The sequence below is a fragment of the Duganella sp. LjRoot269 genome, assembly GCF_964254095.1.
Lineage (GTDB): Bacteria > Pseudomonadota > Gammaproteobacteria > Burkholderiales > Burkholderiaceae_D > Rugamonas > Rugamonas hordei.
Genome location: NZ_CAXUSL020000001.1, coordinates 4,286,272 through 4,298,144 on the forward strand (window position 1 = coordinate 4,286,272; position 11,873 = coordinate 4,298,144).

Below are 11,873 nucleotides of genomic sequence, written 5' to 3' on the forward strand. Positions count from 1 at the left end.
AATATTCAAGCCGGCAGAAAGTTACCATGAAAGCAAAGCGGCGCGCGATATGGCAAGCGCGCCAACGCCCTCGGACCGGCCTTGATGTTGTGCGCATCAAACACCGTCAGCACCGTCTGGCCGCGCCGCGCGTCCTGCGCCACGCCGACCAGGTAGCCGTCGGTTTCCGAGCGCGCGCCGGTGCCGGCACCTCGGCGCGGCACCAGCACGTGCTCCTCGACCTGCCAGCCGGCGTCGAAGCGGTAGCTGTCGGCCTTGCCGCTGTCGGTGTCGATCAGGTTGACGGTGTTGAGGATATGTTCGGCGCCTGCGCTGGCGCCCAGCACGGCCAGCTTGCGATGGCGCGCCGACACCACCTGCGGCGCCACCCGTGGAAACTCGCCGACGCCGAACAGCCGCGCCTCGCGCGCCTGGCCGGCGGCATAGTCCAGCGTGATCTGCACCGTGCTGCTGGAGCCGGCACTGTATGGAATCGCCTCGCCGTGCATCGGCAACGCCAGCCTTGGCAGCATGTCGCCTTCGTGCATGACGCAGTCCAACCGGGTGCAGGCGCCGTCCTCGAAGGCGTTCCCGAGATGGAAGACCGAACGTCCAGGCAGTTCGAACACCTGGCGCAGCTGCAGCGTATCCTTGGCGACGACCACCGCGCGCAGCGGACGCTCGCCGTTCCACTGCAGGCTTTCGCGCAAGCTCAAATCGTCGCCGGGACGCATGTCGTAAGGCGGCACCAGGAAGATCAGGTGGCGCCCGCTGACGACGAAATCATGCACCATATTCAGTTGCGGCACGTTGATCATGGCCGTGCGGGTCAGTTCACCGGCTGCGTTCAGGCGGTAGATCACCAGGCGGTCGCTGCCCGGCAGATTGCCGAAGTTCCACAGGCCGCCGTCCGGATCCATTTTGGGATGCGCCGAAAACGGCATCGCCTTCATGTCGTCGCGCCAGGTCTTGATCCCGCGCGTCTCCAGCGTCGCCGGGTCGACCTCCACCGCCGATCCGCCCTCCCACAGCGCATAAACGCGGCCGTTCAGCGGCAGCAGATTGGTGTTGGCGGCATTGACGGTGTCGTTGTTCCTGGCCGCCTTGCGGCCGATATGGGTGCCGAAGGCCGGATACAGGAACTGCCCCGCCGCGCACTCCTCGGCGAACTTTTGCGTTGCCACGAAGCGTCCGCGATGGCTTACCTTGCCGCCGCCGATCTGCCAGCGCTGGGCAAAGCCGTCGCCGTCGAACCAGTGATGGTAACGCTCTCCGCCCAGTTCGAAGCGTCCCGGCCCGTTGCGGTAAAAGACGCCGCGCAAGTCGTCGGGCAGGCTGCCATGCAGCACGGCGTCGCCGGACTGGTCGCCTTCCGCGCCGGCATACAGCGACAACATGGGATTGCGCGCCAGCGCCTGGTGGAAGCTGCGCAAGGTGGCGCTGTCGGCCAGCGCCGTGCCGGAAGCGAGGCCGAGTGCGGCCAGGCCGATGCCGCGCGCGAGGAATTGACGACGGTTGTCCATGTCGCCTCCCGATCAGCGCAGGCTGACGCTGGCCACCGCGCCGGAGGCAGGCAGCTGGAAGCGCGCCGCCTCGTAGGCCGGCGCACGTTGCCTGGCCATGGCGTTGTTGCTGAAGGCGTAGTCCTCGGTCGGCATGCCGACCAGGTTGCGATCGAGTTTGCCGTTGCCGTTGGCGTCGTGGTACAGCGCGAAGGCGTAATCACCGGCCGGCAGGTCCTTGACCGCGATCTGCACGGTGCCGGCGGCGGCCGGTGCGACGACTGCGCGGTATGGCTTGGCCTGGAAGGTGTCGGCGGAATTGTACAGGGCCACCATGATCTGGCCCTGGGCGCTGGCCACGCCGGTGACGGCGATGGTCAGGTCGGCGGCGCGCGATGGCGTGCTGGCGGCGGCTGCGAGGATGGCGGCGGCAAGAATGGCAAGTCGCATGATGTGCTCCGGTGAGTGAATGTGCTGCCACTCTAGCCAGCGCCGCCTGGCTACGGCCGCCGATGCGACGAAATGCGCGCGTCCGGCGCGAAATGCGGTCCGGCGGCGCGAAATGCGCGCCACGTCCACATCAAGGCAGCTCAGGCACGCAGGCGCGCCGGCAGATGGCGCGAGATAATCTCCAGCATCTGCTCGACATCGACCGGCTTGGCGATGAAGTCGTTCATGCCGGCGGCGACGCAGCGCTCCTGCTCCGACTGCATCACGCCGGCCGTCATCGCCAGGATGGGCAAGTCCAGCTTCAGTTCCTCGCGGATCGCGGCGGTGGCGGCAAAACCGTCCATGACCGGCATCTGCACATCCATCAGCACGATATCGTAGTCGCCGCCGTGCTCGCGCAGGCGGTCCACCGCCAGCTGGCCGTTCTCGGCCACGTCGACGCTGGCGCCGGCGTATTCCAGCATGCCGCGCGCCACCACCTGGTTCAGCGGATGGTCCTCGACCAGCAGCAGGCGCAATCCCTTGAGGCACTGCTCGCCCGTCTCCTCATTCAGCGGCGCCATCGGCGCGGCTGGTTCGGTCCGCGCCAGCTGGAACGGCAGCGTGACGACGAATTCGCTGCCCATGCCCGGCGTGCTGCTGACGGCGATGCCGCCGCCCATCAGCTCCGCCAGCTGGCGGCAAATGGCCAGCCCCAGACCCGTGCCGCCATAGCGCCGCGTGGTGGAGGCATCGGCCTGGTTGAAGGCCTCGAACAAACGGCTCTGCTGCTCCAGGTCCATGCCGATGCCGGTGTCGCGCACCACAAAGCGCAGGCCGACCGCGTCGGCGCCGTACTGGTACGCGGCGTGATACGCGGCGGCGCCGCCGTCGACGCGCGCCACCCGCAGCGCCACCTGGCCCTGCGCGGTGAACTTGATGGCGTTGCCGACCAGGTTGATCAATATCTGCTGCAGGCGCATGGCGTCGCCCACCAGCGACTGCGGCACGGCGCTGTCGGCGCCGATGGCCAGGCTGATGCCCCTGGCCTCCGCGTTCGGCATCATGACCTGCGCCACCGCGTCCAGCACTTCGTCCAGCTGAAAGACGGTGGGCGCCAGCTCCATGCGGCCCGCCTCGATCTTGGAAAAGTCCAGCACGTCGTTCAGGATGCCCAGCAGGACGTTGCCCGACGACCGTATCATGTCCACGTATTCCTTTTGCGGTGCGCTCAGCTCCGTGTTCCCCAGCAGGTAGGCCACGCCCAGCACCGCGTTCATCGGCGTGCGGATCTCGTGGCTCATGTTGGCCACGAATTCGCTCTTGGCGCGGCTGGCGGCGGCGGCGCGCTGCTCGCCGGCAGCCTGCATCAGTTCCGCGTTCTTGCGGTCGGTGATATCCATCGCCATCAGGTAGGTGCCCAGCACCTCGCCGCCGGCGGCGATATCGGGCACCAGGTCGACCATGAAATGCTGGACCTGGCCGTTGAGCAGCAGTTCCCGTTCATAGTGCAGGCGGCGGCCCGACAGCGCCTGCGCCAGGTCGTCAAGCCACGGGGCGGACGCCGCCTCGCCGAACACCTGGCTCACGGTCTTGCCCAGCATCGATTGCGGATCGATGCCCCACTGCGTGCGATAGTGCTCGTTGGTGAACAGGTAGCGCAGCTCGCGGTCCACGTAGGCCACCAGTAGCGGCAGGTTGTCGGCCAGGATGCGCGCGCGTTTTTCGCTTTCGTAGGTGCGCATCTGCGCCGCTTCCCGTTCGGCCATCAGGCGGTAGAAGGCGCCGCTCAATTCGCCGATTTCGTCCTTGCGGTGCAGCTGCAGCACCTGGATGCCGGCGCGGCTGTCCTTGACCTCGGCGATGTTGCGGCGCAGCCGCTGCAGGGGGTGCAGCAGGCGGGCGATGCCCACCCACGCCAGCACGCCCGCCAGCCCGGCGAACACCGTCGAAGCGATGGCCGCCTCATAGCGCAATTCGCGCAGCGGCGCCAGCGCCTCGTCGCTGGGGAAGCGCGCCGCGGCGATCCAGCGCGCGTGCTGCAGTCGGCGATACGAATAAATACCCTTGACGTGATCCTTGTTCTCCGCCTCCATCCAGCCCTGGAAGCCCTCCAGCGCCTTTTGCGTGGCCAGGTTGACGCCGGGGCGCTCGTTGATGCTGTGCAGGATGCGCTTCTTGTCCGGATGGCTCAGCAAAATCCCTTCGGCCGTCATGATGAAGTTGAAGCCGGTGCTGCCCGGCTTGAGCGCGCTGAGCGCCTCGAACGGCGCGTAGTGCAGCAGGTTGATGCCGCCGGCCAGCACCAGCACGACGCGGCCTTCGGCGTCGAGGACCGGCGCCGAGATCAGCACCGTCGGCGCGCCGGCCAGCTTGCTGGCGAATGGCGCCGACACCTGGCCGCGCCGCCGTTTCAGCGTCTGCACGAACCAGTCGGCGCCGGCGGCGCTGTACTGCTGCTCGGGCATGGCCTCTTCCATGGCGCTGGTCAGCACGCCCTGGCCGTCATAGATTTCCAGATAGGAGAACTGGCCGCGCGCCGTCGGCCGCGCCAGCAGGTAGGCCCGCAGCGCCGCCGGATCGCGCAGCGTCGCCGCCGGCAGCGATTCGGCCAGCGCCGCCAGCACCGCCTTCTTGCCGGCCAGGTGCTCGTCGATGTGGGCGGCGGCCCCGGACAGCAGCGCGTATTGCTGGCTGCCGATCACCTCTTTCATGTCGCGCTCGGCCAACATCAGCGCCACCACAGTCACCGTGACGGTGGCGCCCAGCACCAGCAGCATGACCAGGCTACTGAGCCGGAATCTGAGAGTGGACGGCAAAAACTTTTTGAACGCCATGGGCAGCGCGCACTCGCTAGAAAGATGATATCAAAGTATTACATGTCGCAGGCCTGTTTGGCTACGTCCGCTCACTATAAACCCGACAAATGCGGCTGTGGCGCCGCACACACATTCCCAGGTCTGTTTTCGGGGTATAGTGGTTGCTTACGAGACAACCCCATCATCTGCCATGCGCGCAGCTTACGATCCGGTTACCACGGCGGCATCCCACCCGGGCCGAGGCCCCACTCCGCTCGCACTGGTGCTGCTGACGGCTTGCTACTTCCTGATCGCGCGCGCCAGCCTGCTGCTGGCCTTTGCCACCTCCAACGCCACACCGGTCTGGCCGCCGTCGGGCATCGCCTTCGCCGCCGTGGTGGCGATGGGCTACCGCGCCTGGCCCGCCATCCTGCTGGGCGCACTGGCCGCCAACCTCGCCACCTTCACCGCCAACGGCGTGCCGTTCAGCGCCGGGCTGGTGACCGCCTCGCTGCTGATCGCGACCGGCAATACGCTGGAGGCGCTGGCCGGCGCCTGGCTGATGCGCCGCCACACCGACACCGCGCAGCCGCTGAGCCAACTGCAGGACGTCTACAAATTCGCGCTGATCGCGATGGCCATGTGCGTGGTCAGCGCCGGCATCGGCAGCATCACGCTGGTCGTCGGCGGCCTGGTGCCCGCTTCCGCCTACACCACCGTGGTGCTGACCTGGTGGGTCGGCGACACCGCTGGCGTGCTGGTGGTGGCGCCGGCGATCCTGGCCTGGCTCCGCCCCGGCGCCGGCGCCCGCGATGTGCAGCAGTCGCCGCGGCGGCGCTGGGCGGAGGCCTTGCTGTCGCTGGCCGCGCTGTCGGCCTTGATCGCGCTGGTGTTCGGCCGCCGCTATTCGGCCGGCGACGGCCTCGGATGGCTGCCCTATGTGTTCATGCTGTGCGTGGCCCAGGCCTCGTACCGCTTCGGCCTGCGCGGTGCCAGCCTGGCGTGCCTGCTGACGGCCGGCGGCGCGGTGCTGGGCAGCGTCAGCGGCCTCGGTCCGTTCGCCGTCGGCACGCTGAACGACTCCCTCATCGCGCTCGAGAGCTTCGTCGTGCTGTGCAGCCTGATCGGCATGGTGCTGTGCGCCGACGCCAGCGAGCGCCGGCGCATGAACGCCAGCGTCCGCGATCACAGCGCCGCGCAATGGGCCACGCTGCTGGTCGGCTTCGGCCTGACGGTGGCGGTCTGGCACCTCGTCGCGCTGAGTACCGAGCGCCGCGCGCGCGAACAGTTCGACGCCGAATGCGCCGAGATCACCGAACGCATCGAGCGCCGCATGGACTTGTACGAAGCGGGACTGCGCGGCGCGCAGGCGCTGTTCAAGGCCGAGCCGGAGCCCAGCCGCGCCCAGTTCCGCGCTTTCGCCGACGCACTGGATTTGCCGCGCAACTTCCCCGGCGTGCTGGGCCTGGGCTACGCCGCCTGGCTGCGGACCGGCCAGCACGAGGCGCTGGAGGAGCGCGTCCACCGCCTGGACAACTGGGCCGGATTTCATATCTGGGCCGCCCCGGATTCACCCTACGATCGCTCGATGTCGGCCGTGGTGCTGTATCTGGAACCGTCGCTGGGACGCAACCGGCGCGCCTTCGGCTACGACATGATGTCCGAGCCGATACGCCGCGCCGCGCTGCTGGAGGCGGCGCGCACCGGCGCGCCGGTGCTGTCGTCCAAGGTGGTGCTGGTGCAGGACGCGCCCGAGCTCGGCCAGCCCGGCTTCCTGCTGTACGTCCCGGTCTATCGCACGCAGGCGCGCTTGCCGGACACCGCCGGCATGGAACAGCGCATGGCGGCGCTGCAGGGCTTCGCCTACAGTCCGATCCGCGCCGACGACCTGATGACCGGCCTGCTTGGCAACGCCGACAGCAAGGTGCAGCTGGAGATCTTCGACGGCGCCGGCACCGCGCCCGCCGACCATCTGTACACCAGCGCCCGCCGCGGCGCCGACGACTTGCAGAAGTACCCCAATCCCTACCGGCAGACGGCGCCGCTGACGCTGCTGCAGCACGGCTGGACGCTGCGCTTCACGTCGCTGCCGGCGTTTGAAAACTCGATCGACCGCCAGAAATCGCACATCGTGCTGCTGGCCGGGGCCATTATCAGCCTGCTGTTCTTCGGCGTGGTGCGCGCGCTGACGGCGCGCCAGGCCTATGCCAGCGCGCTGGCCGAGGAAAAGACCGCCGCGCTGCGCGAATCGGAAAGCTCGCTGATCGTCGCCCGCGACCTGGCCGAAGCGGCCAGCCGCGCCAAGTCGGAATTCGTCGCCAACATGAGCCACGAGATCCGCACGCCGCTCAACGCGGTGCTGGGCATGACTCACCTGCTGGGCAATACCACGCTGTCGCCGGACCAGCAGAAGTACCTGGAGATGATACGGTCGTCCGGCAATTCGCTGCTCAGCATACTCAACGACGTGCTGGACTTCTCCAAAATCGAGGCCGGCCGCATGGAGCTGGCGCCGGCGCCGTTCCAGCTGAGCGCCGTGCTGGAGGCGATCGCCACCATCATGACCGTCAATTCGGGCGAGAAGGACCTGGAGCTGGCGATCGGCGTGGAACCGGACGTGCCGCAGTCGCTGCTCGGCGACGGCCACCGCCTGCAGCAGATCCTGATCAACCTGGTCGGCAACGCCATCAAGTTCACCGAGAAGGGCTCGGTCTATGTGCTGGTGGAGCTGGCCGGCGCCACGCCCACTGGCGAAGCGACCCTGCGCTTCACGGTGCGCGACAGCGGCATTGGCGTGCCGGCGGACCAGTTGGCGCTGTTGTTCGCGCCGTTCTCGCAGGGCGATGCGTCGATGACGCGGCGCTTCGGCGGCACCGGCCTCGGTCTGACGATCTCGCGCCGGCTGGCGGCGCTGATGGGCGGCGCCATCGAGGTCCAAAGCACGCCGGGCAACGGCAGCGTCTTCACGCTGACGGTGCCGCTGCAGCGCGCCGGCGAAGCGGCGCAGCCGGGCGCCGTCGCCACCGTCCGCCATCTGCTGGTGGTCGACGACGACGAGGTCAGCGCCGACTACCTGTGCCGCACCATCCGCGCGCGGGGCTGGAGCGCCGACCGCGCCGGATCCGGCGAACTGGCACTGTCGCTGTTGCGCGGCGCCGCGCGCTACGACGCGGTGCTGGTCGACTGGAACATGCCCGGCCTGAACGGCCTGGAAACCATGCAGGCGATCCGCGCCGCCATGCCGGACGACGGGCCGGCCGTGGTGCTGATGGTCAGCGCCTTCGGCCAGGGCAAGCTGCTGCACACGAACGGCGCGCAGGCCGCCGACGCGGTGCTGCTAAAACCCGTCACCACGGCGCGGCTGGGTGAAACGGTGCTGCAGGCGCTGGACTATGCGCGCGACCGCGCCGCCAGCGCCGGCGCCGGGGATGCAGCGGCCGTCGCGGCGCCGGCGGCGGACGGCGGCCCGCCGGCAGGCCTGCGCATCGACGGCGTACGCATCCTGCTGGTCGAGGACAATCCGATCAACCAGCTGGTGGCCCAGGCCATGCTGTCGCACGCCGGCGCCTCCATCGACGCCGTCGACAACGGCCGTGCCGCGCTGGACCGGCTGCGCAGCGACGGGCACCGCTACGACCTGGTGCTGATGGATGTGCAGATGCCGGAAATGGACGGCTTCGAAGCGACCGCCAGGATCCGCCATGAGTTGAAGCTGGAGCTGCCGGTGCTGGCCATGACGGCCGGCGTCATGCTGTCCGAGCGCGAGCAGTGCATCGCCTCCGGCATGAACGATTTCATCGCCAAGCCGATCGACGTCGAGCAGATGCTGCGCGCCATCGCCCGCAACCTGCCCGCCGCCCAGCGCGCCGCCGCCGGGCGCTAAGCCCTCCATTAGTGGTCTACCCGTTTTAGGCCGGATTGGCCACCCGCAGTCAATGATTGGCCTCCTAAAATGGTTGCACTAACCAACCACCTTGAAGGAAAAGATCATGCATGCACGTACCGACTTCTACACCGCCTCTCCCGACGCCATGAAAGCGATGGTCGCGCTGGAAGTGGCGGTCAGCAAACTGGGACTGGAGCCGTCGCTGCTGGAACTGGTGAAGCTGCGCTCCTCGCAGATCAACGGCTGCGCCTTCTGCGTCGACATGCACACCACCGACGCGCGCAAGGCCGGCGAAACGGATCGCCGCCTGCATGGCGTCAGCGTCTGGCGCGAGACGCCGTTCTTCACCCCGCGCGAACAGGCGGCGCTGGCCTGGACCGAGGCCCTGACCTCGCTCGCCACCACCCACGCGCCGGACGCCGACTATGAACTGCTGCAGGCCCAGTTCTCGCCGAAGGAGCAGGTCGACCTGACGCTGGCCATCAACACCATCAACGGCTGGAACCGGCTGGGCGTAGGCTTCCGCAAAATGCCTGCGCTGTAGGCGCGCGTCGCGCATAAAGTGTGACATCGCGGCCAGGCTGCGCCAGATCAAGAAACGGCAGACATCCTTTAGACAAGCTTGCCGTTTGCATCACGTGATAGCGCTTCCAGCGCCGCGATCGTTGCCACTGAACAACGGAATTGTGACATTCCGGTATAAAACACACACAAGTACGCCTCCCCGGTCCACACTAAATAAGGCGCAAAACACATACAAGACGACGCCATTAACCTCTGGAGGGTACACGATGAAACAACCCAAGCTTGCGATATCAGCCTTAGCAATTCTCAGCGCCTTCGCCGCCACTGCCCACGCGCAGGACGGCATGCCGATCACCATCAGCGGCTTCGGCACCGGCGCCCTGACCATGACCAATTCCGATCAAGCAGAGTTCAACCGGGTCAACCAGGCCGCCGGCGTCGGCAAGGACGCGCGCGCCGGGGTCGATTCGAACTTCGGCATCCAGGCCACGGCGAAATGGAGCGATACGATTTCCTTTACCGCGCAAGGGCTGGTGCGCAAGAACGGCTCCAACGACCAGTTCGGCGCCGAGCTGGCGTGGGCCTTCGCCAAGATCAAGCTGAATGACGACTTCTCCGTTCGCCTGGGGCGTATCGGCCTGCCGGTGTACATGATTTCCGACGTGCGCAACGTCGGCTACGCCAACACCATGCTGCGGCCGCCGAATGAAGTGTACCGCCAGGTCACCGTCGACAATGCGGACGGCGGCGACGTGGTGTACCAGCACAGCTTCGGCGACACCACCGTGACGGCGCAGGCGGCGGTGGGCCGCTCCAAGGTGCGCGCGCCCGGCAATTACTACGTCGAATTCAAGCCGGTGGTCTCGACCCAGCTGGTGGTGGAGAACGGTCCGTTCACCTATCGCCTGGGCCGCTCGCAAGCCACCTTCGGCATCTACAACAACCCCAGCCTGACCGGCCTGGTGGGCGCGTTGAAGCAGTTCGGCCTGACCGCCGTCGCCAACCAGGTGCCGCTGACCGATGTCAAGGGCACGTTCACCTCGGCCGGCATCGCGATGGACTACAACAACATCATCGGCCAGGCCGAATACGCCAAGCGCAAGACGGATACGCGGCTGGTGCCGGACACCAGTTCCTGGTACGTCATGATGGGCTACCGCTACGGAAAATTCGTGCCGTACGCCTCGTACGGCGACGTCAAGCAGGACAGCATCCGCAGCTTCAGCACGCTGCCGACCACCGGCCCGCTGGCCGCGCTGAGCGCCGGCACCAATGGCGCCATCAAATCGGGCCTGCAATCGTCCACCGCGATCGGCTTGCGCTGGGACTTCTACAAATCGGCCGCGTTCAAGGTGCAGATGGATCGCGTCAAGACCCGCGACGGCGCCGGCTACTTCCTGAATCCAAAGCCGGGTTTCGCGGGCAGCACCGTCAATGTCTACGCAGCAGCCATCGATTTCGTCTTCTGAGGAGAACCATTATGAAAACGACTATCGGTAAATTGCTGCTTGCGGCAGGCACCTGGCTGGCCGTTGCGCCCGTGTTTGCGACGGAAATCGTCGTCATCGTCAACCCGAAGAATCCGGCCACGCGCATGTTCAGCGAACAGGCCGGCCAGTTCTTCCTCGGGAAATCGACCCTGTTCACGCCCATCGAGCACACCGACGGGCCGCTGCGCAACGAGTTCTATAAAAAGGTGCTGGACAAGGACAGCACGCAGGTAAAGGCGATCTGGTCGAAGCTGGTATTTACCGGCAAGGCCTCGGCGCCCAAGGAACTGGGTTCCAGCGCCGAGGTAAAGAAGGCGGTGGCGGCCGACGTCAGCGCCATCGGCTACATAGAAAAGTCGGCGGTCGATGACACCGTCAAGGTGATCCTCACCGTGCAATAGAAAAAGAAGGCGCCGCAAGGCGCCTTCTCAGTTTTAAATCTGCGCGATGCCGCCGTCGACAAACAGCTCGATGCCGTTGACAAAGCTGCTGTCGTCCGATGCCAGGAACAGCACGCCCTTGGCAATCTCGTCCGGCTCGGCCAGGCGCCCCATCGGCACCAGGCTGGCCAGGTGGCCGAACAGGCCGTCCTTGTGCTCGGCCGGCACCAGTCCGGCCAGGCCCGGCGTGCCCACCGGACCGGGGCTGATGACGTTGACGCGGATGCGGCGCGGCTTCAGGTCCAGCAGCCAGGAACGGGCGAAGTTGCGCACCGCCGCCTTGCTGGCGCTGTAGACGCTGAAATTCTCCGTGCCCTGCACCGAGGTGGTCGAACCGGTCAGGATGACCGAGGCGCCGTCCTTCAGCAGCGGCAGGGCCTTCTGCACAGTGAACAGCGTGCCGCGCACGTTGGTGCCGAAGACGCGGTCGAAGTGTTCTTCGGTGATCGCGCCCAACGGCTGCATGTCGCCGCCACCGGCATTGGCGAACAGGATGTCGAGCTGGCCGGAACGCTTGCCGATTTCCGCATACACCCGATCCAGATCCTCCAGCATGGCCGAATCCGCGCGCACGCCGACCGCGCCATGGCCGATGGCCTCCACCGCCGCATCCAGCTCCTGCTGGCGGCGGCCGGTGATATACACCTTGGCGCCCTGCTTGGCGAATTCCAGTGCGGTCGCCAGGCCGATGCCGGTGGTGCCGCCGGTGACCAGCGCTACTTTGCCTTCGAGTTTCATGATGTGCTCCTTCAGTGGTTGAGTGCCTCCACTGTAAGCCCGGCAGATTATTCGATAAAGTAGCTACAAATGAATACTTTATTCCC

General features: G+C 66.9%; 8 protein-coding genes. 4 read left to right on the forward strand and 4 right to left on the reverse strand.

The genetic code is table 11. From position 1 onward, the window contains the following. Positions 1–5: 5 nt before the first annotated feature. The 3 genes from ACSQ3S_RS19210 to ACSQ3S_RS19220 all read right to left on the reverse strand — a co-directional run bounded on the left by ACSQ3S_RS19210 (position 6) and on the right by ACSQ3S_RS19220 (position 4,690). Positions 6–1,502: a carotenoid oxygenase family protein gene (locus ACSQ3S_RS19210; protein WP_436143448.1), complete on the reverse strand. Its 1,497-nt coding sequence runs from the start codon at positions 1,500–1,502 to the stop codon at positions 6–8. A 12-nt stretch (positions 1,503–1,514) separates the two neighbouring features. After that, complete coding sequence (locus ACSQ3S_RS19215; RefSeq protein WP_353398605.1) at positions 1,515–1,931, reverse strand: DUF2141 domain-containing protein; 417 nt, start codon at positions 1,929–1,931, stop codon at positions 1,515–1,517. 140 nt (positions 1,932–2,071) lie between these two features. Beyond that, positions 2,072–4,690 (reverse strand): ATP-binding protein, encoded by a 2,619-nt coding sequence (locus ACSQ3S_RS19220; RefSeq protein ID WP_436143449.1) that lies wholly within the window; start codon positions 4,688–4,690, stop codon positions 2,072–2,074. A 229-nt stretch (positions 4,691–4,919) separates the two neighbouring features. Between ACSQ3S_RS19220 and ACSQ3S_RS19225 the strand changes: the two genes are divergently transcribed. The 4 genes from ACSQ3S_RS19225 (at position 4,920) to ACSQ3S_RS19240 (ending at position 11,010) form a co-directional block, all read left to right on the forward strand. Continuing rightward, positions 4,920–8,591, forward strand: coding sequence for a CHASE domain-containing protein (locus ACSQ3S_RS19225; RefSeq protein WP_436143450.1), 3,672 nt, complete (start codon positions 4,920–4,922; stop codon positions 8,589–8,591). A 106-nt stretch (positions 8,592–8,697) separates the two neighbouring features. After that, positions 8,698–9,138: a carboxymuconolactone decarboxylase family protein gene (locus ACSQ3S_RS19230; RefSeq protein ID WP_353398598.1), complete on the forward strand. Its 441-nt coding sequence runs from the start codon at positions 8,698–8,700 to the stop codon at positions 9,136–9,138. A gap of 247 nt (positions 9,139–9,385) precedes the next feature. Then, entirely contained in the window at positions 9,386–10,588 is a 1,203-nt protein-coding gene (locus ACSQ3S_RS19235; protein ID WP_436143451.1) for a hypothetical protein, read from the forward strand. A gap of 11 nt (positions 10,589–10,599) precedes the next feature. Next, positions 10,600–11,010: a hypothetical protein gene (locus tag ACSQ3S_RS19240; RefSeq protein ID WP_176650756.1), complete on the forward strand. Its 411-nt coding sequence runs from the start codon at positions 10,600–10,602 to the stop codon at positions 11,008–11,010. Positions 11,011–11,043: 33 nt separating this feature from the next. Here the strand turns inward: ACSQ3S_RS19240 and ACSQ3S_RS19245 are convergent, their stop codons facing one another. Continuing rightward, a complete protein-coding gene (locus ACSQ3S_RS19245; protein WP_176650755.1) occupies positions 11,044–11,787 on the reverse strand; it encodes an SDR family NAD(P)-dependent oxidoreductase in 744 nt (247 codons plus the stop codon). Between the last annotated feature and the right edge of the window lie 86 nt (positions 11,788–11,873).